At 47.0% G+C, this 24,839-nt stretch carries 28 protein-coding genes; 23 read left to right on the forward strand and 5 right to left on the reverse strand.

Going from position 1 to position 24,839, the window contains the following annotated elements; translation table 11 throughout:
• Positions 1-3 precede the first annotated feature (3 nt).
• Positions 4-1,056 (reverse strand): TRAP transporter substrate-binding protein, encoded by a 1,053-nt coding sequence (locus ACWJJX_RS16025; protein WP_454023115.1) that lies wholly within the window; start codon positions 1,054-1,056, stop codon positions 4-6.
• Between the two features lie 80 nt (positions 1,057-1,136).
• On the opposite strand from ACWJJX_RS16025, the gene ACWJJX_RS16030 reads away from it, so the two are divergent.
• The 8 genes from ACWJJX_RS16030 (at position 1,137) to ACWJJX_RS16065 (ending at position 9,481) form a co-directional block, all read left to right on the forward strand.
• Complete coding sequence (locus ACWJJX_RS16030; protein WP_014416956.1) at positions 1,137-2,759, forward strand: ATP-binding protein; 1,623 nt, start codon at positions 1,137-1,139, stop codon at positions 2,757-2,759.
• The gene (locus tag ACWJJX_RS16035) at positions 2,734-3,405 is read left to right on the forward strand and encodes a response regulator (RefSeq protein WP_003156219.1); all 672 of its coding nucleotides are present in this window, start codon (positions 2,734-2,736) and stop codon (positions 3,403-3,405) included. Before ACWJJX_RS16030 ends, ACWJJX_RS16035 begins: the two co-directional genes overlap by 26 nt.
• 108 nt (positions 3,406-3,513) lie before the next feature.
• Complete coding sequence (dctP, locus tag ACWJJX_RS16040; RefSeq protein ID WP_012116859.1) at positions 3,514-4,770, forward strand: C4-dicarboxylate transporter DctP; 1,257 nt, start codon at positions 3,514-3,516, stop codon at positions 4,768-4,770.
• Positions 4,771-4,955: 185 nt separating this feature from the next.
• The gene (locus ACWJJX_RS16045; RefSeq protein ID WP_003156215.1) at positions 4,956-6,005 is read left to right on the forward strand and encodes an AI-2E family transporter; all 1,050 of its coding nucleotides are present in this window, start codon (positions 4,956-4,958) and stop codon (positions 6,003-6,005) included.
• Positions 6,006-6,106: 101 nt separating this feature from the next.
• Positions 6,107-7,033, forward strand: a complete 927-nt coding sequence (locus ACWJJX_RS16050) for an ABC transporter ATP-binding protein (RefSeq protein WP_069013422.1) — start codon at positions 6,107-6,109, stop codon at positions 7,031-7,033.
• Positions 7,026-7,793, forward strand: a complete 768-nt coding sequence (locus ACWJJX_RS16055) for an ABC transporter permease (protein WP_454023116.1) — start codon at positions 7,026-7,028, stop codon at positions 7,791-7,793. Before ACWJJX_RS16050 ends, ACWJJX_RS16055 begins: the two co-directional genes overlap by 8 nt.
• 94 nt (positions 7,794-7,887) lie before the next feature.
• Positions 7,888-8,223, forward strand: coding sequence for a hypothetical protein (locus ACWJJX_RS16060; protein WP_070081397.1), 336 nt, complete (start codon positions 7,888-7,890; stop codon positions 8,221-8,223).
• A gap of 115 nt (positions 8,224-8,338) precedes the next feature.
• On the forward strand, positions 8,339-9,481 hold the full coding sequence (locus tag ACWJJX_RS16065; protein ID WP_107994535.1) for an acyl-CoA dehydrogenase family protein: 1,143 nt from the start codon (positions 8,339-8,341) through the stop codon (positions 9,479-9,481).
• 28 nt (positions 9,482-9,509) lie between these two features.
• Here the strand turns inward: ACWJJX_RS16065 and fbpB are convergent, their stop codons facing one another.
• A complete protein-coding gene (gene fbpB / locus ACWJJX_RS16070) occupies positions 9,510-9,656 on the reverse strand; it encodes a Fur-regulated basic protein FbpB (protein WP_003156206.1) in 147 nt (48 codons plus the stop codon).
• Entirely contained in the window at positions 9,643-9,822 is a 180-nt protein-coding gene (locus ACWJJX_RS16075) for a Fur-regulated basic protein FbpA (RefSeq protein ID WP_003156203.1), read from the reverse strand. The genes fbpB and ACWJJX_RS16075 overlap by 14 nt, the downstream gene beginning before the upstream one ends.
• Before the next feature lie 212 nt (positions 9,823-10,034).
• Here ACWJJX_RS16075 and ACWJJX_RS16080 point away from each other — a divergent pair, with 212 nt between their 5' ends.
• On the forward strand, positions 10,035-10,928 hold the full coding sequence (locus tag ACWJJX_RS16080) for a cation diffusion facilitator family transporter (RefSeq protein ID WP_007410221.1): 894 nt from the start codon (positions 10,035-10,037) through the stop codon (positions 10,926-10,928).
• Here the strand turns inward: ACWJJX_RS16080 and ACWJJX_RS16085 are convergent.
• On the reverse strand, positions 10,925-11,242 hold the full coding sequence (locus ACWJJX_RS16085) for a thioredoxin family protein (RefSeq protein ID WP_003156200.1): 318 nt from the start codon (positions 11,240-11,242) through the stop codon (positions 10,925-10,927). The genes ACWJJX_RS16080 and ACWJJX_RS16085 overlap by 4 nt on opposite strands.
• A gap of 153 nt (positions 11,243-11,395) precedes the next feature.
• On the opposite strand from ACWJJX_RS16085, the gene ACWJJX_RS16090 reads away from it, so the two are divergent.
• The 5 genes from ACWJJX_RS16090 (at position 11,396) to ACWJJX_RS16110 (ending at position 17,793) form a co-directional block, all read left to right on the forward strand.
• Positions 11,396-12,481 (forward strand): D-alanine--D-alanine ligase, encoded by a 1,086-nt coding sequence (locus tag ACWJJX_RS16090; protein ID WP_003156199.1) that lies wholly within the window; start codon positions 11,396-11,398, stop codon positions 12,479-12,481.
• Positions 12,482-12,557: 76 nt separating this feature from the next.
• The gene (locus ACWJJX_RS16095) at positions 12,558-13,928 is read left to right on the forward strand and encodes a UDP-N-acetylmuramoyl-tripeptide--D-alanyl-D-alanine ligase (protein WP_176283127.1); all 1,371 of its coding nucleotides are present in this window, start codon (positions 12,558-12,560) and stop codon (positions 13,926-13,928) included.
• A 330-nt stretch (positions 13,929-14,258) separates the two neighbouring features.
• Positions 14,259-15,743 (forward strand): degradosome RNA helicase CshA, encoded by a 1,485-nt coding sequence (gene cshA, locus ACWJJX_RS16100; RefSeq protein ID WP_003156196.1) that lies wholly within the window; start codon positions 14,259-14,261, stop codon positions 15,741-15,743.
• A gap of 114 nt (positions 15,744-15,857) precedes the next feature.
• Entirely contained in the window at positions 15,858-16,337 is a 480-nt protein-coding gene (locus tag ACWJJX_RS16105; protein WP_003156195.1) for a PH domain-containing protein, read from the forward strand.
• Positions 16,327-17,793, forward strand: coding sequence for a PH domain-containing protein (locus tag ACWJJX_RS16110; RefSeq protein WP_146283806.1), 1,467 nt, complete (start codon positions 16,327-16,329; stop codon positions 17,791-17,793). Before ACWJJX_RS16105 ends, ACWJJX_RS16110 begins: the two co-directional genes overlap by 11 nt.
• Here ACWJJX_RS16110 and ACWJJX_RS16115 read toward each other — a convergent pair.
• The gene (locus tag ACWJJX_RS16115; protein WP_003156193.1) at positions 17,790-18,389 is read right to left on the reverse strand and encodes a rhomboid family intramembrane serine protease; all 600 of its coding nucleotides are present in this window, start codon (positions 18,387-18,389) and stop codon (positions 17,790-17,792) included. The genes ACWJJX_RS16110 and ACWJJX_RS16115 overlap by 4 nt on opposite strands.
• 92 nt (positions 18,390-18,481) lie before the next feature.
• Between ACWJJX_RS16115 and acpS the strand changes: the two genes are divergently transcribed.
• The 9 genes from acpS to ACWJJX_RS16160 all read left to right on the forward strand — a co-directional run bounded on the left by acpS (position 18,482) and on the right by ACWJJX_RS16160 (position 24,794).
• Entirely contained in the window at positions 18,482-18,847 is a 366-nt protein-coding gene (acpS, locus tag ACWJJX_RS16120) for a holo-ACP synthase (RefSeq protein WP_070081400.1), read from the forward strand.
• 164 nt (positions 18,848-19,011) lie between these two features.
• Positions 19,012-20,019: a LolA family protein gene (locus ACWJJX_RS16125; protein ID WP_003156191.1), complete on the forward strand. Its 1,008-nt coding sequence runs from the start codon at positions 19,012-19,014 to the stop codon at positions 20,017-20,019.
• Between the two features lie 116 nt (positions 20,020-20,135).
• Positions 20,136-21,305: an alanine racemase gene (gene alr / locus ACWJJX_RS16130; protein WP_198863500.1), complete on the forward strand. Its 1,170-nt coding sequence runs from the start codon at positions 20,136-20,138 to the stop codon at positions 21,303-21,305.
• Positions 21,306-21,424: 119 nt separating this feature from the next.
• Complete coding sequence (endB, locus tag ACWJJX_RS16135) at positions 21,425-21,706, forward strand: type II toxin-antitoxin system antitoxin EndoAI (protein ID WP_003156188.1); 282 nt, start codon at positions 21,425-21,427, stop codon at positions 21,704-21,706.
• A gap of 5 nt (positions 21,707-21,711) precedes the next feature.
• A complete protein-coding gene (gene ndoA, locus ACWJJX_RS16140; RefSeq protein WP_003156187.1) occupies positions 21,712-22,062 on the forward strand; it encodes a type II toxin-antitoxin system endoribonuclease NdoA in 351 nt (116 codons plus the stop codon).
• 117 nt (positions 22,063-22,179) lie between these two features.
• Entirely contained in the window at positions 22,180-23,001 is an 822-nt protein-coding gene (locus ACWJJX_RS16145) for an STAS domain-containing protein (protein WP_003156182.1), read from the forward strand.
• 4 nt (positions 23,002-23,005) lie between these two features.
• On the forward strand, positions 23,006-23,371 hold the full coding sequence (rsbS, locus tag ACWJJX_RS16150; protein WP_003156180.1) for an RsbT antagonist protein RsbS: 366 nt from the start codon (positions 23,006-23,008) through the stop codon (positions 23,369-23,371).
• Positions 23,372-23,373: 2 nt separating this feature from the next.
• On the forward strand, positions 23,374-23,775 hold the full coding sequence (locus ACWJJX_RS16155) for an anti-sigma regulatory factor (protein WP_003156178.1): 402 nt from the start codon (positions 23,374-23,376) through the stop codon (positions 23,773-23,775).
• Positions 23,776-23,786: 11 nt separating this feature from the next.
• Entirely contained in the window at positions 23,787-24,794 is a 1,008-nt protein-coding gene (locus ACWJJX_RS16160) for a PP2C family protein-serine/threonine phosphatase (protein WP_003156177.1), read from the forward strand.
• Positions 24,795-24,839: the final 45 nt, after the last annotated feature.

Genomic DNA, 24,839 nt, shown 5'->3' on the forward strand with positions numbered 1-24,839 from the left:
CTGCTAAGGATCGCGCCGCAAAGATAACAAGTCTTGCACAAGCCCGCGGCCGATCACCTGTTCATATTGTCCGTAAACCGGATCGAGGCGTTTCATCCATGTGTTCTTTTCCGCTTTGCTCAGCACATGAATATGAATGGATGAATTCTTCTTTATCTCTTCAAGCTGGTCTTTATTCATTTTCTCAGCGGAAGCTTCGTTCCATTCCGTCGTTTCTCTCATCGCCTCCGTTAAGATGGTTCTCGTTTTTTCTGTCTGCGAATTCCAGAAATGCTCGTCGGTCATCACGGCATAACCGAGGTACCCGTGATTGCTGATTGTCAAATAATCTTGAACATTATAAAATTTTTTAGAATAGATATTTGAAATCGTATTTTCCTCTCCGTCTACGAGATTGCTTTCCAAAAGCTGAAACGTGGAATTAAAGGAATCCTGCCGCGGGTGCGCGCCGAGCAGGCGGTACTGGTCTTCGATCACGCTGCTCGGCATGATCCTGAGCGCCTGCCCTTTCAAATCGTCCGGAGTGAAGATCGGCCCTTTATTTGACGTGAGCTGCTTAAACCCGTTCGTCCAGTACGCCAGTCCTTTCAAATGATGCTTTTCTAAAGAAGCGAACAGGCGCGTGCCGATTTTGCCGTTGAGGCCTTCTTGCACGGCTTTATAGTTTGTAAACGCGTACGGCAGATCCAAAACACCCCATTCGGGAGACAGTGATCCGAGCTTTGAGGTGGAGGGAGCGATGAATTGCACGTCCCCGTTTTGGAGGGCGTTTATTTCTTCATTATCTGAATAGAGGCTCCCGTTTGGAAATACCTCTACTTTAATGGTGCCGCCGGACTTTTGATAGACCAGGTCGGCAAATTTATTCGCCGCCCGCCCTTTAGGCGTGTTTTCAGCCACGACATGGCTGAATTTGAAAACCATTTGATCTTTCAGGCCTTCCTGTTCGTCATCATAATACGGTTCTTCCGTTGAGAAACGATCATGAAAGCCGATGAATAAAGCGGTTCCGATACCGAGTACCATCAGGCTGAGACAAGTCAGCAAGCTTTTCATCGAAAACCCCCTCCGCCATTTTCTATAACAAGCATAATCGGGCGGGCCGTTTTCGTAAAGAGACGGAAAGGAAGAGGCCAATGACGAAAAAAAAGCTCACCATCCGCTGGAAAATCACCATACTTTCGTATATCGTCGTGCTTTTTACCTTTTTGATCGTCGGCATCGTGCTGATCGGCAATATCCAGCATACAGAGGAGCGCGAGCTGAAAAAACGGCTGATGAATACCGCGCGGACGGTATCTGAGATGACCGATGTCAAACGCGCCCTGGAGCAGAAAAAACAAAGGGAAGACGTGCGCCATGCGGTCGAAGAAATAAGGATCATCAATGAAGCGGACTACATCGTCGTCATGGATATGGATCATATCCGCTATTCACATCCCGTCAGCACAATGATCGGAAAGCGTTCAAGGGGTGAGGACGAAGCCGCGGCGTTCGCCGAGCACATTTATTTTTCCGAAGCAAAGGGAGAGATCGGCACCGCCGTCCGCGCTTTTTATCCCATCAAAGACCGGGATTTGAATCAGATCGGCGTCGTTCTGGCCGGTAAAACGCTGCCCGGATTCGGTGAAATTCTTCTTCAGCTGAAACATGAAATACTGTTTATCGTTCTGCTGGCGCTCGGGTTCGGACTGGCCGGCTCCTTTTTGCTGGCCCGCCACATCAAAAAACAAATGTTTTGGCTGGAGCCCCATGAGATCGTGAGAATGTATGAGGAACGGACAGCTACGTTTCATTCAATGAATGAGGGCGTCATTGCGATCGATAATCAGCATCACATCACCATTTTTAATGAAAAAGCGAAGCAGATATTCAATGTCAGACAAGAGACCGACGGCAGGCTGATCTGGGACGTGTTAAAAGATTCGCGGCTCCCTGAAATCGTCGAGCGGAACCGAGCCGTATATAATGAAGAAATCCAAGTCAGCGGAAAGGTGATCATGAGCAGCAGAATTCCGATCGTCATGAAAAAGAAGGTCATCGGAGCCGTCGCCATTTTTCAGGACAGGACGGAAGCGGCGAAAATGGCGGAAGAACTGACAGGTGTGAAAAATTTTGTCGATGCGCTCAGAGTCCAAAATCATGAACATATGAACAAGCTTCACACCATCGCGGGGCTGATTCAGCTCGGAAAATCAGAAAAAGCGCTCCAGCTTGCTTTTAAGGAATCATCAGAACAAGAAAGCGTCACTGATTTTCTTCATCAGGCCATTCAGAATGACGCTGCGGCGGGGCTGCTGTTAAGCAAAATCAAAAGAGGAAAAGAGCTTGGCATTTCTGTGAAAATTGATGAAAACAGCAGTTTCTCGGCATTTCCGGAGCATGTCGACCAGCATGACATCGTCGTCTTGCTCGGCAATTTAATTGAAAATGCGTTCGGCGCATTCGAAACAGCGGACACGGAGGACAAACATATTGACATCAGTATCGAGCAAAATGATGAAGTGCTTGCTATATTAATAGAAGACAACGGAAGCGGGATTTCCGATCAGCACATCCCGCGCCTTTATGACAAAGGGTTTACCGTCAATAAAACGGGAGGAACGGGATACGGCTTGTACCTCGTCAAACAAATCGTCGACAAAGGGATGGGCGTGATTGAAGTCGACACACGGCAGGGACAGGGAACGGCATTTTCTATATTATTTCCGATGAAGGGGGAGGAATCATTCGATGGACATCAAGGTGCTGCTTATTGAAGATGATCCGATGGTGCAGGAGGTGAATAAAGAATTTATCACCGGTGTTTCGGGGTTCAGCGTCATCGCCACGGCCGCTGACGGAGACGAGGGAATCAGGCTTATAAAAGATCTGCGGCCCGGGCTCGTGGTATTAGACGTATACATGCCGAAAAAAGACGGAATTAAAACGCTCCAGGAAATCAGAAAACAAAAGCTCGAAGTGGACGTCATCATCGTCTCGGCCGCAAAAGACAAAGAAACAATCCAGCTTATGCTGCAAAACGGTGCGGCCGACTATATTTTGAAGCCGTTTAAGCTGGAGCGGATGAGGCAGGCGCTCGAAAACTATAAACAATATAAACGGAAAATTGAAGAGCATGACACCATGTCGCAAGAGCAGCTTGACATGCTGCTTAAAATTCCGCAAAATCCGTCCCGGGATCTGCCGAAGGGGTTAAATCATTTTACGATGAATGAAATTTTGACCTATATGAAACAGCAGACGGAGCCGCTTTCAGCTGAAGAAGCCGCCAAAGCGCTCGGAATCGCAAGGGTGACGGCGCGGCGTTATCTTGATTTTCTTGAGAAGGACGGCCAGATTAAGCTCGACATTCAATACGGGGGAGTGGGACGGCCGGTTAACCGCTACAAATTCGTCCGCTAGCCGAGACCAAAAAGACCAAAATGTCCGTTATGATCATAAGCTTCCCCTCTTCGTATGAAAACGCTATCATTTTTGTATAGACGCAGCGAGAGGCAAGGGGGAGTAGGGATGAAAATTTTCAAAAATCTTACGGTGCAGGTCATCACGGCGGTGATCATCGGCGTCATTGTCGGACTCGTTTGGCCTGAGGCCGGGAAGCAGATGAAGCCGCTCGGCGATACATTTATCAATGCGGTAAAAATGATTATCGCACCGATCATATTCCTGACGATCGTGCTTGGCATCGCCAAGATGGGAGACATGAAAAAAGTCGGCAAAGTCGGGGGAAAAGCATTTATTTATTTTGAAGTCGTGACCACCATCGCCCTTATTATCGGGCTTCTGGTCGTCAATATCATGAAACCCGGTGAGGGCCTTGATTACAGCAAGCTTGAAAAAGGAGATGTCTCTCAGTACACCCAAAACGGGGGACAGGGGATTGACTGGATTGAATTTATCACTCACATCGTTCCGTCAAATATGGTTGACGCTTTCGCAAAAGGCGACATTCTTCAGGTCTTATTCTTTTCTGTTTTATTCGGTGTCGGCCTGGCGGCGCTCGGTGAAAGAGGCAAAAGCATTATTGATTTCTTCGATAAACTGTCGCACGTTTTTTTCAAAATCATCGGCTACATCATGCGCGCGGCGCCGATCGGCGCATTCGGGGCCATGGCCTATACGATCGGGCACTTCGGCCTTGATTCCATCAAGCCGCTGGCGAGTCTGATGCTGTCTGTATACGTTACGATGTTCCTGTTTGTATTTGTCGCTTTGAATATCATTTGCAAACTATTCGGTTTCAGCTTGTGGAACTATCTCCGTTTTATTAAAGATGAACTGCTCATCGTTCTCGGCACAAGCTCTTCTGAGTCCGTCCTTCCGCGGATGATGGATAAAATGGAGCGTTACGGCTGTTCCAAATCGGTTGTCGGCCTTGTCATCCCGACAGGATATTCTTTTAACCTGGACGGCACCTCGATTTATCTGTCCATGGCGACGGTTTTTCTGGCGCAGGTGTTCGGCGTTGACCTTACCATCGGCCAGCAGGTTACGATCATTCTCGTGCTGATGCTGACATCAAAAGGCGCGGCGGGCGTAACCGGAAGCGGATTTATCGTGCTCGCCTCCACTTTATCGGCGCTTCAGGTTATTCCGCTGGAGGGACTGGCGCTGCTCCTCGGCGTTGACCGCTTTATGAGTGAAGGAAGGGCGATCGTCAACCTGATCGGAAACGGAATCGCCACCATCATCGTAGCCAAGAGCGAAAATGAGTTTGACGAAGCGAAAAGCACACAGGCCGTAAAAGAAATGAAAACGGCGGTATAAAAGGAAAGGAACGGCATGCATCCGGCATGCCGTTCTTTTTTTCGGCCGCCATGAGTAAAAAAGATAAATTTGTTTAAATTTATTAAGAGGTGGACAAAGACCTTAGCGTCATTTTGTTATATAATTTACAATTAGAGAGTGAAAGATGAAATCTAAGGGCTTTTTGTCCTAGCAGGAGTGTATAAATGGCGGCTATTTTTAAATTTTTTCAGCATCCGGGTGTCAGACGTTTTTCCGTTTTTCTTGTTTTGACTGGGGTGTTAGTTGTATTCCGAAGTATGATTAATTTGATTTTGCTTACGTTTATTTTTACTTTTCTGATGGATCGGCTGGAGACTGTCATCCGGCACGTGTTGAACCATTTTTTCCGGATCAGCCAGAGGGTGGTCATCACCATTTTATATATTGCGCTGGCTGTCGGGGCGACTGTCGGAGGCTTTGTCTTTTACCCGATTGTTGCCAAGCAGATTGAACAGCTGATTAAGCAGATCAAGCACATCGCGTATCATCCCGATGTCATTCCGTTTTATGATGAGATATCGAGCGTGTTCGGCGATATCAATATCGGTTCCTATGTAAAAGAAGGTTTTAATGTACTGTATACATACTTGGCCGATATCAGCACTTTCGGTTTGCAGGTCGTGATGTCACTGATTCTCAGCATGTTTTTCCTGTTCGAGAAAAAGCGGCTCACGGAGTTTATGAAAAAATTTCAGCACAGCAAGCTGTCTGTTTTTTACTACGAACTTGCTTATTTCGGCAGCAAATTTGCGAGAACATTCGGCAAAGTGCTTGAAGCCCAATTTATTATCGCGCTGGTGAACTGTATCCTCACCTTGATCGCATTGGCGATTCTGCATTTTCCGCAGCTGTTCGGCCTGTCCATCATGGTCTTTTTCCTCGGGCTCATTCCCGTTGCGGGTGTGGTGATTTCGCTCATTCCGCTCAGCATCATCGCGTATACGACGGGCGGCGCTGCGTACGTCATCTACATCGTGCTGGTCATTTTCGTCATTCATGCGATTGAGACGTACTTCCTTAATCCGAAACTGATGTCAGCAAAAACGGAACTGCCGATCTTTTTTACCTTTACGGTTCTGATTTTCTCAGAACATTTCTTCGGCATTTGGGGCTTGATTATCGGAATTCCGATTTTTGTGTTCCTGCTTGATATTCTGGATGTCGTCAATAATGAGGAGAAGGAAAAAAACGGACCGGTCCCGGATAAGACATAACGACGGCTCCGGCTCTTCACGAATATATGACTAATGTTATAATGCAGACAGTGCCTATGTACGGGCACTGTTTATTTTTTGTGAAAAAGGAGGAAGGCTGTATGACTGAGCCGATTTTACATATTGAAGGCCTTGACAAAACAATAGGCAAAAAGCACATTTTAAAAAACATCAGCATGGATGTCAGGCAGGGCGAGATCATCGGTTTGCTCGGTCCGAACGGGTCGGGAAAAACCACACTTATCCGAATCATCGTCGGCCTTTTAAAGAAAAACAGCGGCACGATTACAATTAACGGCTTTCAGCACGATGCTGATTTCGAAAAAGCGCTTGAATCCGTCGGAGCGATCGTGGAAAATCCTGAATTCTACCCGTACCTGACGGGGTGGGAAAATCTGAAGCACTTTGCCAACATGCACAAAAACATCAAAGAAGACAGGCTTCAGGAAGTCATCGAGCGGGTCGGGCTCACAAATGCCGTTCATGACAAAGTTAAAACGTATTCCCTTGGCATGCGTCAGCGTCTCGGGATTGCACAGGCCATTCTTCACCGTCCGAATCTGCTCATTTTAGATGAACCGACAAACGGGCTTGATCCCGGCGGAATGAAGGATTTCCGCGATCACTTAAAGGAACTCGCGGAGCTTGAAGGGACGAGCATCCTTTTTGCGACGCATTTATTGCGTGAAGTGGAGGACCTTTGCGACCGTGTCATCATCATTCAAAAAGGTGAGATCAAAACAGAGGTTGTTCTGCGCGGCGCTGCGGAAAAAGAAGAAAAAGCCATCCTCGACATTCAGCCGGCTGACGAAGCATTCGAATGGCTGTCCCAGCAACAATTCGTTCCGGAGAAAAACGGCGGGAGCATTACCGTCACCGTAGCGAAGAAGGACATCCCGGCATTAAACCGTGCGCTCGTCGGACAAGACTTTCTCGTGTATTCCATCATGCCGTATGCGGAATCGCTGGAGGATGAATTCATGAAAGTGACGACGGCGCTTCAAGAGGAGGGGGAGACGAATGTTTAAATTGACAGCGAATGAGCATATGAAACTCTTTAATAGTAAAGTCTCATTAGTGGCGCTGATTTTGATGGCCGTTCTTCAGTTTATTATGGCGCTCGTCATTAAACGGCTTGTCATCAGCTCCGGAACGGACGAGAATTTCATCGGCTATATGGCGTACGCACCCGGGCTCAATATTCTGCTTGAAGCATTAACGATCGTCATTGCGGCGACGATCATTTCAGCTGAATTTGATAAGAAAACAATTAAATTTTTGTTAATCCGTCCGGTAAAGCGGGAGCGGATTTTTATATCTAAACTCATTACCGTACTTTTGGTCAGCTTGTACCTGTATGCGGCGTACTATATTCTGTCTCTGCTGTTCGGTATGGCTTTCTTCGGAGTGTCGGTGACATCTGAATCAGGGACGCTTCTTGTGAACACACTGAAAGTAATCGGCACGAACTGGGTCGAGGCGTTTGCGATGGCATGCTTTGGCTTGTTGTGTTCTTCTGTATTCCGAAACAGCGCAACGGCCGTCATTTTGTCATTTATCGTGCTGTACGGCGCAAAATCACTCGTGACGATTATGTCGCTCTTCCAAAACAAATGGGGAAGTTTTCTGCTGTTCGCAAATACTGACCTGACGCAATATATGAGCGGGGCGAAACCGCTGTTTGCGGGAATGACGCCGTTATTTTCCGCAGGCATTATCATTATCCATATCGTATTCTTCTTAGCCGTTGCTTGGTGGAGCTTTTGCAAACGAGATGTTCGGGTATAAAGTAAAGGAATGACATTTTTGTGAAAAAGATCACGATAAATCAATAATTTATGCTATTTTGATTTATAATAAAGGTAATGACGGAGGTGCTCACTTGAGAAATTTTATTACCGCATTACCGATTGTGTTATTGCTTGGTTTTTCCTTTTTGTCATTCATGTTTCAATTCGAACATCTTGTTTATTTCAGGCTTGCGCTGGGTTTGTTTTCTACAGTGGGGCTGTTTCTCTTATATAAAATGAAGACGGGATTCCGTTATTTCATCATCTACCTGTATGCAAGCTGGATCGTGCTTGCGGCGGTTACCGCGTTTGAAGAGCCGATTTTTTCAAGCTTTTTCTTTGGCGGGCTTGTGATGACGATGGGTTATCTCACATATATGCTGATTTATCTCGGGCTCAAGCAGGACCGCGGCCCGGAAGCAGTCTGAACGCGCTATTCCATGGAATAGCGTGTTTTTTTTGTACAGCCTCACAGTTGCGAAACGAGACTTGAATCTCTATAATACTTATTAACTTTATCGGAATTATAATGGGGGGATTCCAGTGTCTTTATGGATACAGAATGAACGGCAGCGGGAATGGATGGAAAAAATCGGCCTGCTTGCAGACGAATTTCAAAAAACAGCCGCGCTTGATGATGAGGCGGGCCGTTTTCCCGCGGAGAAAATTCAAAGACTGCGCGACGCGGGATATACGGCGTTAACGGTACCTGAGGCATTCGGCGGTGCAGGCATTTCCGTTTATGAGATGGTGCTGTTTCAGGAACGGCTGGCGCGGGGAGACGCGGCCGTCGCTCTCGGAATCGGCTGGCATTTATCCGTCATGGGTGAGCTCGGAGAAGGAAACAGCTGGGATGAAGATGTCTTTTCATTTATCACAGAAGAGGTGAAAAAGGGAGCCGTCCTGAACAGGGCAGCGACGGAACGGCAGACCGGCAGTCCGACGAGGGGAGGAAGACCCGGCACCTCCGCTGTCAAAAAAGACGGAAAATGGGTGCTGAACGGCCGAAAAACCTTTACAACCCTTTCGCTGACTTTGGATTATATGCTTGTGACGGCATGGATTGAAGAAAAACAGACGACCGGTGTTTTTCTCATTCATAAAGATCAGGCAGGCGTTTCAGTCGAAGAAACATGGGATATGATTGCCATGAAGGCGACCGGAAGCCATGATCTCCTTTTAGATCATGTCACGGTCAGTGACGAGCGGCTTGTGGAGCTTATCAGCGGGCCGAGAGCGGCGAAAGTGAATGGCTGGCTGCTTCACATTCCAGCTGCTTATCTGGGCATCGCTCAAGCGGCAAGGGACTATGCCGTCCGGTTTGCATCCGAATATTCGCCGAACAGCCTGAACGGACCGATTAAAGACGTGCCGGCCGTTCAGCAGCGTGTCGGGGAAATGGAGCTTGAATTGTTAAAAGCGAGACAGTTTCTCTTTACGGCGGCCCAAATGTATGATGACCCGAAACGCCGCCCTTTCATCAAAAGCGAGCTCGGTGCGGCAAAACATATTGTGACAAATGCCGTCCTTTCTGTTGTTGACAAAGCAATGAGAATCACCGGCGCAAAAAGCCTGGAGCGAAATAATCCGCTTCAGCGGTATTATCGGGATGCCCGGGCCGGCCTTCACAATCCGCCGATGGACGATGCGGTCATCGGCAAATTAGCGGCGGAAGCCTTTGAGTAATAAAAAAAGAGCCTGAAAAAGGCTCTTTTTATGTATGGCTGTTGTGCCGGAGCAGTTTTTGATGCTTGCGGTCAATTCTGTCATAGATCACATTCATCAGCTTCTGATTATTCATAATGGCCGCCTTGTTTTCTTTTATCAGCTGTTCGTATGTTTTTATTTTACGTTTCGCCATGAGCCCGCACCTTCCTTACATATTTGTATTCGCTTTCTAATTCTCCGAGCGATAATTCATATAAATGCCGTTCCGACTTTTTGTATATTCCGTTATTGATCAGCAAATGGATCAGATGTTTTTTTCGTCCTTCAACGGATGATCTGAGCTGAGGAGAAGACCTCATGATTACCCTCCTAATCAAATGATATTGAGAATCATTATCAGTTAATGAAAGTATACAATGGACATATTCATATGTAAAGGAAAAATACCGCCAATTTTTCGACAAAAGTTTCCCGGGGAATAATGCTGTCGAATATTGCATTTGGTCAGATCAAAGCTGCTATTTTTCCGCTTTTCCATCCATACTATGAATGAGAATGGAGGAGTCCTTGCATGAATGATCAAACGGCAAACTTAAAACGGGGCGAAAAAGGCGCGATTCTTAATATCGCCGCGTACCTCATCCTTGCCGCCGTCAAACTGGTGATCGGTCTTATTTATCATTCCGAAGCGCTCAGAGCGGACGGGTTAAATAATGCCACGGATATTGTCGCATCACTGGCTGTGCTGATCGGGCTCCGGATTTCCCAGCGCCCCGCGGACAGTGATCATGCCTACGGACATTATCGGGCTGAAACAATTTCTTCATTAATTGCGTCTTTTATTATGATGGCGGTCGGTATTGAAGTGCTGATCGGAGGAGCAAAGGCGATTGTCAGCGGAACGGAGGCCGAGCCGAGCTTCATTGCGGCATGGACGGCGCTCGGAAGCGCGATTGTCATGTACGGCATGTATGTATATAACAGCCGTCTGGCGGATCGGGTTAAAAGTTCTGCGCTTCATGCGGCGGCGAAAGACAGCCGTTCTGACGCCTATGTCAGTATTGGGGCGTTTATAGGCGTCTTAACGGCCCGGCTTCATCTGCCGTGGATTGATCCGGTCATTGCCTTTCTGATCGGAATTATCATCTGTAAGACGGCATGGGACATCTTCAAAGATGCTTCCCACTCATTAACCGACGGGTTTGATCTGAAAGATTTGGAGCCGTATAAACACACAGTGAAAGAAATAAAAGAGGTCAGCAGGCTGAAGGATGTGAAAGCAAGGTATTTGGGGAGCACGGTTCATGTGGAAATGGTCATTACGGTAGATCCGGGACTGTCTGTGAAAGAAGGCCATGAAGTAGCCGATGAAGTCGAATATGCAATAAAACATGAACATGATGTGACTCATGTCCATGTTCATGTAGAGCCTGAAGTCATAAACAAAGATCGTGAAACGAATTAAATATGCTGTGATAAAAACTCTGTGACTTCTTCGGGCGTTTTCGCGTTTGCGCTGTGAAGATGCGCTTTCTTTTCGCCGTTTTTAAAGATCAGAAGGCTCGGTATGCCCATTACCTGATATTTGTCGGCAAGCTCAGGGAGCTCGTCTCTGTTCAGCTCATACCAATCATTTTGATTATATTCTTCCAAAATATCGCCGATGAACATATTCATGCGCGTGCAGTCAGGGCACCAGTCAGCGAAAAATTTCACGATGATTTCCTTGTCGGATTGAATAAGTTCATTAAATTGTTCTGTTGTACTGATTTTTTTCATATGACACATCTCCTTTTCCATGCCATTTTAATATAAAATAAAAAGGAATTACATACAAATGCTTTCATATTCAGAATGCCCAAAAATAATTAGATCATTTTCTGAGGAAAGTGATAAGATAGTAAAGATGAATTGTTGTGGGGGGAATATCCATTGAAAACAAGTCTAGGATTGGTGTACGGCGGAAAGTCAGCCGAACACAATGTATCGCTGCAGACAGCATTAGCTGTAACAAAAGCGCTTAATACTGAGAAGTTTGATATACATCCGATTTACATCACTGAAAAAGGAGAATGGCAAAGAGGCCCGCTGCTGACTGAGCCGGTTTCCAACGTGAAAATGCTTCAGCTGGAACAAAACGGTGAAAGTTTCGCTCTATCAGCATTGAACCGGGAAATGTTTCCAGAAGCGTCGCCTGACGAAAAGGCGCCGATCGATGTCGTATTTCCGCTTCTCCACGGACCGAACGGTGAAGACGGCACGATTCAGGGTCTGCTGGAATTGCTGAACGTTCCTTATGTCGGCAACGGCGTGCTTGCATCATCAGCCGGCATGGATAAAGTCATCATGAAGCATTTGTTTGCTCAAGCGGGGCTTCCGCAGGCGAAGTACGCCGCTTTTTTAAAAAAGGACTGGAAACAGACGCCGGACAGCTGCTTACAGCAGGTTGAAGAGGAGCTGGGATATCCGTGCTTCGTCAAACCGGCGAACCTCGGGTCAAGCGTCGGAATCAGCAAATGCCGAAACCGTGAAGAGCTTGAAAAAGCCTTCGAACTGGCTTTTGAGTATGACCGGAAAATTGTGGTGGAAGAAGGAATCGCCGGCAGAGAAATCGAAATCGGCGTGCTCGGAAATGACGAACCGAAATGCTCCGCCGTCGGTGAAATCGCGCCGAAAACCGACTTTTACGATTACAAAGCGAAATATGAAGACGGCGACACGGATTTAATGATTCCCGCGCAAGTGACGGATGAACAATATGCGGAAATCAGCGAGATGGCGATTAAAGCCTTCAAAGCGATTGACGGATCAGGCCTTGTCCGCGCCGATTTCTTCCTGACCAATGACGGTCAAGTGCTCATTAACGAAGTGAACACAATGCCGGGCTTTACGCCATTCAGCATGTTCCCGCTGCTTTGGAAAGAAGCAGGCGTAGATTACAGTGATCTGATCGAACAGCTGGTTGAGCTGGCAAAAGAACGCCATGCCGAAAAACAGCTGATTAAACATACATTTTAATGAAGACGGACACTGCCTGAAGGGGCAGTGTCTTTTCCCGTAACAGACAACATTTTCAGAAAGCGAGGTGCCACCTTTGATAAAGCGAACTGTAAAACGAATCGCCGACATGGTCAAAGGCACACTGACAAATCCTGTATTTGAACAAACAATGATTGAGGGCGCCGCAACCGATACGCGGACTTTGGAAAAAAATCAGCTGTTCATTCCTTTAAAAGGCGAGCATTTTAACGGCCACACTTTTGTGCCGCAAGCATTCGAAAAAGGCGTTTCCGCGGTGTTGTGGGACCGCTCTGAACCGAATCCGCCGGAAGAGCGTGCTGTCATCCTTGTCGATGACACGCTGGAGGCGCTGCAGACATTGGCGAAAGCTTATTTGAAAGAACTCGGCACACGGGTCATCGGGGTGACCGGGAGCAACGGAAAAACGACAACGAAAGACATGCTTCACGCCGTTCTCGGCACTCAGTACCGCGTTCACAAAACCGCCGGCAATTTCAACAACCATATCGGCCTGCCGCTGACCGTGCTTGCCATGCCTGAAGATACAGAAATCGCCGTTTTAGAAATGGGAATGAGCGCGAGAGGCGAAATTGATTTTCTGAGCCGTCTTGCTGAACCGGAAGCTGCCGTCATTACCAATATCGGCGAATCCCACATGCAGGATTTAGGCTCAAGAGAAGGAATTGCGGAGGCGAAACTTGAAATTATAAACGGACTTCGGGAAGACGGTGTTCTGTTTTATTTCGGGGATGAGCCGCTGCTCCGCGAAAAGGCGTACACTTGCCGGACAACGACATACGGCGCAGGCGCTGACAATGATCTCCGTCTGAAAGAAATAAAACAGGCGGAAGAAGGCACGTACTTCAATATCGACGGGATCGAACGTTCTTTCTTTATTCCCATTCTCGGCAGACATAATGTGATGAATGCCATGGCTGCATACGCCGCCGGCATCTATTTCGGCATTACGCCGGAAAATGCCGCTCTGGGACTGAGCCGCCTGAAGGTGACGGGGATGAGATTGGAACTGGTTAAAACGGACAACGGCATCTCGATCGTAAACGACGCGTATAATGCGAGCCCGACGTCAATGAAAGCGGCGGTCGAATTAATCGAAACGATGAAAGGCTATCGGAAGAAAATGCTCGTGCTCGGTGATATGCTTGAACTCGGTGATGAAGAAAAAGCATTCCACGAAGAATGCGGAGCTGCGATCAATCCGGCGGAAATCGACCATGTATTTACTTACGGCACACTCGGCGCATTCATCGCTGACGGAGCGCGCCGGCATTTTGAAGAAGGGCGCGTCAGCCATTATCTTGACAAAAAAGAACTGCTTTGCGCCATACAGGAAAAGACCGCTTCCGGCGATCTCCTTCTGTTTAAAGCATCAAGAGGTATGAAGCTCGAAGAAATCGTTAAAGATTTATTAGAGAAGAACTGAAAAAATACCGATCAGCATCATAAAAATATACAAAAATGAAGAAACTAATTCAGGGTGAAATAATTCTGTCCGTATGAAAAAGCAAGGCCGCCGGCTGGGAAATCCCGTCCGGCGCGGGGTCCGGCCTCGTTCGCGGGAAGAATCCGGTCAGGCCGCTTCCGGCCGCCTGACCATCTCGCCTTATTGAAAAACACATAGTGTAATGGTAAGATTAAACGTAAAGTAATTCGGGCTTTGTATACGTATGATCCTGTCCTTTGGATGAAAGGGCAGTTTTTAGTGGTAAATCACGACATTACTGAAACAGCAATCAGAAGGAGTTTGAATAATTTGACTATAACGTTTCAAGATTTCCAATTAAGTTCTGATCTCATGAAATCAATCAATCGTATGGGATTTGAAGAAGCAACACCGATTCAGGCACAAACGATTCCGCTCGGACTTTTAAATAAAGATGTCATCGGACAAGCGCAAACAGGTACAGGTAAAACAGCTGCGTTCGGTATACCCCTTGTTGAAAAAATGAACCCCGAGTCTCCTAATATTCAAGCAATCGTAATCGCGCCAACCCGTGAATTAGCCATTCAAGTATCTGAAGAGTTATATAAAATCGGACAAGATAAGCGTGCGAAAGTGCTGCCTATTTACGGCGGTCAGGATATCGGACGTCAGATCCGCGCATTGAAGAAAAACCCGCATATCATCGTAGGTACGCCGGGGCGTCTTCTTGACCATATCAACCGCCGCACGATCCGTTTAAACAACGTGAACACGGTTGTCATGGACGAGGCTGATGAAATGCTGAACATGGGATTCATTGATGATATTGAATCCATTCTCTCAAACGTGCCGAGCGACCACCAAACGCTCTTATTCTCAGCAACAATGCCTGCGCCGATCAAACGGATCGCAGAGCGTTTCATGACTGAGCCGGAACACGTAAAAGTAAAAGCGAAAGAAATGACTGTGTCCAACATTCAGCAGTTCTACTTGGAAGTGCAGGAGCGCAAAAAATTCGATACGCTGACTCGTCTTCTTGACATTCAGTCTCCGGAACTAGCGATCGTATTCGGCCGTACAAAACGCCGTGTTGACGAATTGACGGAAGCGCTGAACCTTCGCGGATATGCGGCTGAAGGAATTCACGGCGACTTAACGCAGGCGAAGCGTATGGTAGCGCTCCGCAAGTTTAAAGAAGGTGCGATCGAAGTGCTTGTAGCGACTGACGTTGCTGCCCGCGGACTTGATATCTCAGGTGTTACCCACGTTTACAACTTTGACGTGCCTCAAGATCCTGAAAGTTACGTTCACCGTATCGGAAGAACGGGACGCGCAGGAAAAACGGGTATGGCGATGACGTTTATCACACCGCGTGAGAAAAACATGCTTCGCGCGATCGAACAAACGACAAAACGCAAAATGGACCGCATGAAAGAGCCGACGCTTGACGAAGCATTAGAAGGTCAGCAGCAGGTGACGGTTGACCGTCTGCGTACGGCGATCAGCGAAAACAACCTGAACTTCTACATGACGGCAGCTGCGGAATTGTTAGAAGATCATGATGCAGTGACAGTTGTGGCTGCAGCCATTAAAATGGCGACAAAAGAGCCGGACAGCACGCCTGTACGCCTCACTGATGAAGCGCCGATGGTCAGCAAACGCTATAAAAACCAGCGTACTTCTAAGCGCAGAGACGGCCAAGGCGGCGGCTACCGCGGCGGCAAAGGGAAAAACAACAACCGTTCTTCCTACGATAAAAAACGCTCAAGCGACCGCCGTTCTTCAGGTGACAGACGCCAGAAAAAATCTTACTAAAACACTGGAAGCGGACCCTTTTACGGGGTCCGCTTTTTTTGATATGCCGGAAAGTGAATCTTTTTTGCAAATCAGCCGTATTTGTATGTATGATAAAAATGGGAGGTAGGTATGTTGAGAGCACAGCCAAAAAATCGAATCAGTCCAAGCGGCTTAAAAGTCTGGCGTCTTCAGGAAATCATCCTGTCCGCCTTCTGTCTTCTGGCCGTTATAGCAGCAGCTGTTTTAAGCCATTTCTTCCATTGGCCGTATTGGATCACCGGAGTCCTCGGCATCATTTGGGTCATCGGTTCAGTGATATCCGTCTATGCCATACCGAAAATCAGGCACAGGATCTGGCGCTATGAGGTCCATGAAAATGAAATTGATATTCAATCCGGCATTTTTATAGTTAAACGGGTCATTGTGCCGATGGTGAGGGTGCAGCACGTAGATACTTCACAAGGCCCGCTCCTCAGAAGGTACCGTCTGGCCTCAGTCAAAATCTCCACGGCGGCAACCGTTCATTCCATTCCGGCGCTTGATATGGAGGAAGCTGACCGGCTGAGGGATTCCATTTCCCGTCTGGCAAGGGTGACGGAAGATGATGTCTGAGCCGAAACGTCTGCACCCGGCGGCCGTGATTTTGAACTTATTCCATATTATTATCGAAACCATTAAAAACATTATTCTGCCATTTTTTCTCGTCTATATTGTTAATTCCAACCACTTCATCCGCTTTTACGGAGGCATTGCGCTCGCCGTCCTGCTTATCTGGCTGATTACGGCAAGTGTGATCGAGTGGAGAAAATTTACATACCGGATTGAGGACGGAGAATTCAGAATTGAAGAAGGCTTGTTTTTTACGAAAAAGAGATACATCTCCATTGACCGGATTCAATCAATGAATACGAGTGCCGGCATCATTCAGCAGCTGTTTAAGCTTGTTAAGCTTCAAATCGAAACGGCCGGCGACGGGAAAGACGCCGAGGCTGTCTTATCCGCCATTACTGTGGAAGAGGCGGAACGGATCAGAGCGGCTGTTTTTCAGCAAAAAGCGGAGCAAGAAGAACGAGGGGAGACCGCAGCGGAGCAGGAGCCGATGCGCGGGGAAGATGTGCAATCCGTTTACCGCCTGTCTGTGGGTGAGCTGCTTATGGCCGCCTCAACATCCGGGGGGATCGGTGTCATCATCTCAGCGGTATTCGCCCTCTTTTCTCAGATTGATGAAGTACTTCCGATGGACTGGCTCTATGACAGGTTTTCCTTTCTCAAGCATGCGAGCATCGGCATATACGCCGTGATCATTTTCATAGGATTGTTCATCGCCTGGCTGTTAAGCATCGCCGGTATGATGATCAAGCATGCCAACTTTAAGATAGAAAAAAAGGAACACGAATTGGTCATTACGAGAGGAATTATTGAAAAACATCAAGTGACGATCCCGCTCCGTAAAATCCAAGCCATTAAAATTAAAGAAAATGTGATCAGGCAGTTATTCGGATACGCGACGGTTGCGATTGTCAGCGCCGGAAGTGCGGGGAATGAGAAAGAAGGAGCTCAGACGATTCTGTTTCCGATCATCCGCAAATCAAAGCTCGGTGTGATGCTGAACGGTTTCACACCGGATTACGTACTGGAAGAAAACAGGAATCATTTGCCGAAAAGGGCGTTGCGCCGGTATTTATTCCGCTCCGTTATCTTCTCGGTTTTCGTGATCATTCCGCTTTGTATTCTGTTTAAACCGTGGGGATATGCATCGCTCCTTGTGCTTCCCGTCGAACTGGTGCTGGGCTACGCCTCATTTAAGAGCGCGTCATGGTGCTTAAACGGCGGCCGGCTGCAGCTCACCACACGGCTGCTCGGGAAGACGACCACGATTATGCTGAGAAGAAGAATGCAGATGTTTGAAGTCAGCCGCTCCTTTCTGCAAAAAAGAAGGCGGCTCGCATCTGTGGCTACCGCAGTGAAATCAGCTCACCACATGGAGCATGTCATGCTGAAGGATGTCAGCGAGGAAGATGCCGAACGCATCGGGCGCTGGTATTCATATGAAAAAGCGGACGGTTAATACCGCCGCTTTTTTTGCTGCACGCATAAAAAGGAAAGCAAAAATCCGCCTGCCAATCCGAACAAATGCGCCATAATGTTAATATTAGAATTGATAAACGTCGACAGTACCGCGATGATAAGCAGGGTCATAATCATTTTCGACTGATCCCGGCCGATCAGCTCCTTGCGGAAAACAGTCAGAAACACATACACGCCGAAAAGTCCGAAGATCGCGCCGGATGCGCCGACATGCACATAATCAAGCGGTTCGGCAAGATACGTGCCGATATTGCCGATAATGCCCGATGCGATGTACACAATCAAAAAACGGACTTTTCCGAGCATCTGCTCCAGCGGGGGCGCGAATAAAAAGAGAGACATGGAGTTAAACAAAAGGTGAGTGAAATTCGCATGTAAAAACATCGGTGTCACCAGCCGCCACCATTCTCCCGAGGAAACGCCGTAATTATAGCCGGTCACTGCATCTGACCACATCATGACGGAATGAAGCGGCATACTGAAAAACAGCCACAAGAACGCCTGCAGCGCCAAGATACAGCTGACGGCCGGATAACGTCTGATAAAAGTCTGGAAATTTTCCGTACGTATAAACATCGCAAGCCCCTTTGCATCTGATTTGTTACATATATAGTAACACGTTTATGACATAAACCGTTTTTTAGTACGGACTTTTAGGAGGAATTCACATGATTTTCGGAATCGGAATCGACATCGTTGAACTGCACAGAATTGAAAACATGATCAGCCGGCAGGCGAGGTTTCCGCAAAGAATATTGACGGAGGCTGAATACGCCCGTTTTACATTGCTGTCGGATAAAAGAAAAATTGAATTTCTCGCGGGAAGATTTGCGGCAAAAGAAGCCTTTTCGAAAGCATACGGCACAGGTATCGGCAAAGAGCTCAGCTTTCAGGATATTGAAACCGGAAACGACACGGCGGGCAAGCCGGTGCTGACCTGCGCCAAGCTGGACGGCGCGGCGGTTCACGTCTCCATTACCCATACAAAAGAATACGCCGCGGCACAGGTCGTGATTGAAAGGTTGTCACGCTAGTCTGCATATTAGCCGAAACCCCTTCATATATTTGATAGTGCATTAAGGGAGACAAGTTGTTTGAGGCTTTTATGGTACGCGTCCGTCCGTTCAGGGCGTACCGTTAAAGTCAAACAAGCGATTTCTTCCCTTTACATCAATTGAGAAGAAGGGGTTGAAAAAAGGTGAGAAAAAGCTTTGTTTTGCTTTTAACGGGACTGCTTGCCGTCCTTATTCTTTCGGCCTGCGGCCAAAAATCACAGGAAGATATCGTGAACGGTTTAGATAAGAAGGCGAAAGAATACACCTCGTACAAAGCGAAAGCCAAAATGACCATTCAGACGGGGAGTGATCCGCAAGTATACAATGTGGAAATCTGGCATAAAAAACCTTCCCTGTACCGGGTCTATCTGGAAAATCCGAAAAAAGACCAAAACCAAGTCATTTTACGGAACGCCAACGGAGTCTTTGTCCTTACGCCGTCTTTAAATAAGAGCTTCAGGTTCCAAAGCGATTGGCCGAATAACAGCAGCCAAGTATATTTGTTTGAGTCACTTGTAAAGGACGTGCAGCATGACAAAGACGCCGTCTATTCCGCCAAAGATAAAAAGTACACGTTTGAAACAAAAACAAACTATCAGCACAACAAAATGCTGCCGACTCAGGAAATCACTTTCAACAAAAAGGACATGAGCCCGTCGCTCGTCAAAGTGATGGATACAGACCGGAAAGTGATGGTAAAAGTCGAATTCAAAAGCTTTGAATTCAACAAGCCGTTTGATAAAGACTCTTTTGACGAGAAGAAAAATATGACGCTTTCCCAGATGGACGTCGCCACAAGCGCCAAGCCGTCTGATTCATTTGCGGTCAAAACACCGCTTCAAGTGCCGGCCGGCGTCAAAAAGCTTGAAGAGAAAGATATTTCAACGGCGGACGGCAAACGGATCGTCATGACTTACGGCGGAGAAAAATCCTTCACCCTTATTCAAGAAAAAGCCCATATCGCAAAAGCCGCCTCTGCCGTCACGCTGAAAGGCGAACCAGTTAATCTCGGCTTCACGGTGGCCGCATTATCTGATACGTCTTTAACGTGGACATATGACGGAGTCGATTATCTTCTGTCATCACAGGATCTGACAAAAGATGAAATGGTGGCCGCCGCTAAAAGCATGCAGGGACAGTCGTCAAAATAATGTCAAAAAAGAGGCCGCCGCTGTCGGTCTCTTTTTTGATTCCATTTCACTTTGCAGAATAATTTTAGTATGATAATAACAATATGAATTGAAAATAATGCTAGGAAGTGTATCGAATGAACACAGCATCCTTTTACAGAGAAACGTGGGCGGAAATCAACCTGTCCGCGATTAAAGAAAATGTCACGCATATGAAAAAACACATCGGGCAAAACGTCCATCTCATGGCGGTTGTAAAGGCGAACGCTTACGGCCACGGAGATTTGGAAGTTGGGAAAGCCGCGCTTGAAGCGGGTGCCTCTTGTCTTGCCGTAGCCATACTGGATGAAGCGATTTCATTGAGAAAACGGGGCATTACAGCGCCGATTCTCGTGCTTGGCGCCGTGCCGCCCGAATATGTACAAGCAGCTGCCGAGTATGACGTAACACTCACGGGGTATTCTGTTGAATGGCTTCAGGAAGCTGCGCGCCACCTCGGAAGTGCGACATTGCCGTTTCATCTGAAAGTCGACACCGGCATGAACAGACTCGGAGTCAAAACGGAGGAAGAAATCCAAAGCGTGTTAAAAATCCTCAGCCAAAATCCCGGTTTAGTCTGTAAAGGCGTATTCACCCATTTTGCTACCGCGGATGAGAAAAACAGAGATTATTTCCTCTTCCAGTTTGACCGCTTTAAAACATTGATCGCTCCGCTCCCTTTAAAAGAATTGATGGTGCACTGCGCGAACAGCGCCGCCGGACTTCGCCTTAAAAAAGGCTTCTTTAACGCGGTTCGTTTCGGCATCAGTATGTACGGGCTTCGTCCTTCTGCTGACATCCAAAGCGAAATTCCGTTTCAATTAAAGCCGGCTTTTGCGCTGCACTCTGTGTTATCCCATGTGAAAAAGATCCGCAAAGGGGAAAGCGTCAGCTACGGCGCAACATATACGGCAGAGAAGGATCAATGGATCGGAACGGTTCCCATCGGCTATGCAGACGGGTGGCTCCGCAAGCTGAGCGGCACGTCTGTGCTGATCGGCGGCAAACGGATGAACATCGCGGGAAGAATCTGCATGGATCAATTGATGGTCGAATTAGATCACTCTTATCCGCCGGGCACCAAAGTCACCCTGATCGGCAGCCAGAAGGAAGAAACGATCACGATGGATGAAATCGCAGGGCGGCTTGAGACGATTAATTACGAGGTCCCTTGTACCATTAGTTCCCGCGTTCCCCGTATGTTTTTGGAAAATGAGAGTATAATGGAAGTAAGAAATCCTTTACTGCAAGATAATACAAACAAGTAGCCGTCATCCGGAAAAAGAGAATTTATAAAACAGCTTTGCTTGACGTTTGAATAATGGTATCATTATGTCTGGATGGATGAATTGGTCGTATCCGTAAGTTTGGTGGAGGTGTATGTTTTTTGTCTGAATCCAGCGCAAGAACCGAAATGAAAATCAGCTTGCCCGAAAACTTAGTAGCTGAATTGGATGGTGTAGCGATGCGGGAGAAACGAAGCAGAAACGAACTGATATCACAAGCAGTGAGAGCGTATGTCAGCGAACGGACAACTCGCCATAACCGTGATTTGATGAGACGCGGGTATATGGAAATGGCGAAAATCAACTTGAATATCTCTTCTGAGGCTCACTATGCTGAGTGCGAAGCAGAAACGACCGTTGAGCGCTTAGTCAGCGGAGGATAATCATTTTGATTGTAAAGCGCGGCGATGTTTATTTTGCTGATTTATCTCCTGTTGTTGGCTCAGAGCAAGGCGGCGTACGCCCGGTTTTAGTGATCCAGAATGATATCGGAAATCGCTTTAGCCCGACTGCTATTGTTGCAGCCATAACAGCCCAAATACAGAAAGCGAAATTACCAACCCACGTCGAAATTGATGCAAAACGCTACGGTTTTGAAAGAGATTCCGTTATTTTGCTGGAGCAAATTCGGACGATTGACAAGCAAAGATTAACGGATAAAATAACTCATCTGGATGATGAAATGATGGATAAGGTTGATGAAGCCCTGCAAATCAGTTTGGCACTCATTGATTTTTAGTCATATTTTGGTTGCTCATATAGAGCAACTTTTTTTGTTTTCGAAAAACATAAGCGCTATAATAAAGAGATAATCAAACAAAATTTGTTGTTTTGTGTCGGGAGGTCAGTGAAACCCATGTCGAATCAGAAAGTGTATCAGTTCATTATTGATCAGCATGATGAACTGCTTGATACTTGGACAGCCAAACTAAAAGAAGTAGGCAATCAGGAAGACTATCAGCTTACGAATCACATATGTGAAAATATTTGTAAAGACTATATAGACATTCTTTTATTATCGACAAAAAATGACGAGGCTACGGAAGAGCAGATCAGTGAACTCGCACTGCGCGCCGTTCAGCTCGGCCTGTCGCTGAAACTTCTTTCAGCCACCCTGTCAGAGTTTTGGAAACTGCTTTACGAAACGATGGTCGACCTTAATATGGCCGATCAGGACAGAGCAGATTTGATTTTGGAAATAGACAGCTTTTTCAATCCGATCAACACGGAAATTTTAAATCAGTATTCTATCTCCTGGGAAAAAACGGTTACTTTGCAAAAAATCGCGCTTCAGGAATTGTCGGCTCCGCTGATCCCGGTATTTGAGCATGTAACGGTCATGCCGCTTGTCGGGACGATTGATACAGAGCGTGCAAAGCATATTATGGAAAATCTGTTAAACGGCGTCGTAAAGCACCGTTCACAGGTTGTATTAATTGATATCACGGGCGTGCCGGTCGTTGATACGATGGTGGCGCACCATATTATTCAGGCATCAGAAGCGGTGCGGCTTGTCGGCGCGAAATGTCTGCTCGTCGGAATCCGTCCGGAAATCGCGCAGACGATCGTTAATCTGGGAATTGATTTGTCGCAGGTTATTACGAAGAATACCCTTCAAAAAGGAATTCAAACAGCGCTTGAAATGACAAATCGAAAAATCGTTTCATTGGGGGAATAACATTGTGAGACATCCAAAAATCCCGATCCTGAAACTGTATAACTGCTTATTGGTATCCATCCAATGGGAGCTTGACGACCAGACAGCTTTGCATTTTCAAGAAGATCTGCTGAACAAAATCTATGAAACCGGCGCAAACGGGGTCGTCATTGACCTGACATCCGTTGACATGATCGATTCATTTATCGCGAAAGTGCTCGGCGATGTCATCACCATGTCTAAATTGATGGGTGCAAAGGTCGTATTGACGGGAATTCAGCCGGCTGTGGCGGTCACATTGATTGAACTCGGAATCTCACTTGAGGAAATCGAAACGGCGCTCGATTTAGAGCAAGGGCTTGAGACATTGAAGCGGGAATTGGGGGAATAGCGATGAACGACCAATCCTGTGTGAAAATCATGACAGAATGGGATATCGTAGCCGCCAGACAGCTTGGCCGCAACGTTGCGAAGGAATTAGGCTTCGGCACGGTGGACCAGGCCAGAATCACGACGGCAATCTCAGAATTGGCCAGAAACATTTACTTATATGCAGGCAAGGGCCAGGTCAGCATAGAACAAGTAAACGACAGAGGGAAAAAAGGCCTTAAAATTATAGCAGAAGACAAAGGACCCGGAATCCCCGACATCCGTAAAGTGATGGAAGACGGCTTTTCAACGTCAGGCGGACTGGGAGCGGGACTTCCGGGCGTCAAAAGGCTGATGGACGAATTCAGCCTGCAATCTGTTGCAGAGGAAGGAACAGAGATTCAAGCCGTAAAATGGCTTCGGTAGGAGGTTAGAACGTGGATTTCAGGGAGGTTATAGAGCAGCGGTATCATCAGCTGCTTAGCCGATATATAGCCGAATTAACAGAAACATCTTTATATCAAGCCCAAAAATTCAGCCGAAAAACGATTGAACATCAGGTTCCTCCGGAGGAGATCATCAGCATCCACCGAAAAGTGGTAAAGGAACTGTATCCGGATCTGCCGGAAGATGTTTTTCATTCGCTGGATTTTTTAATAGAAGTCATGATTGGCTACGGGATGGCTTATCAGGAACACCAAAGTCTGCGAGATATCCAGCAGGAGCTTCGTTCAGAAATTGAAATTGCCGCAAATGTTCAGCAGACGCTGCTGGGCACAAAAATTCCTGAAGAAGAAGAACTGGATATCGGGGCGATCAGCGTCCCCGCCAAGCAAATGAGCGGGGACTATTATCACTTTGTCAAAGACAAGGAATCGATTAACATCGCGATAGCCGATGTCATCGGAAAAGGAATACCCGCCGCATTGTGCATGTCGATGATCAAGTATGCCATGGACTCTCTTCCGGAGATCGGCATTCACCCCTCCCAAGTGCTGAAAAATCTTAACCGCGTTGTAGAACAGAACGTGGACTCAAGCATGTTTATCACCATGTTTTACGCAAACTACAATACGAAAAATCACCAATTTACATATGCTTCTGCGGGGCATGAACCGGGCTTCTACTACTCTGAAAAAGAAAAAAAGTTTTATGATCTGGAGGCAAAAGGATTGGTGCTGGGAATTTCCCAGGATTTTGATTACAGCCAATATGAACAGCACATGGACGAAGGAGACATGATCGTTCTTTTTTCTGACGGCGTCACCGAATGCCGCACCGAAAACGGTTTCTTAGAACGCAGCGACATTCAGCGCATGCTGGAAGAACATATGGACTGCTCCGCGCAGGATATGGTCAAAAATATTTACGACAGCCTGCTGAGACTTCAGGACTTTCAGCTTCATGACGATTTTACGTTAATTGTTTTGAAAAGAAAGGTTTAAAAAAACAGCAGCACGGGTAAAAAGCCATTAGCACGAGTAAGGATA

This window comes from Bacillus sp. YH3-2-B2 (assembly GCF_053663335.1).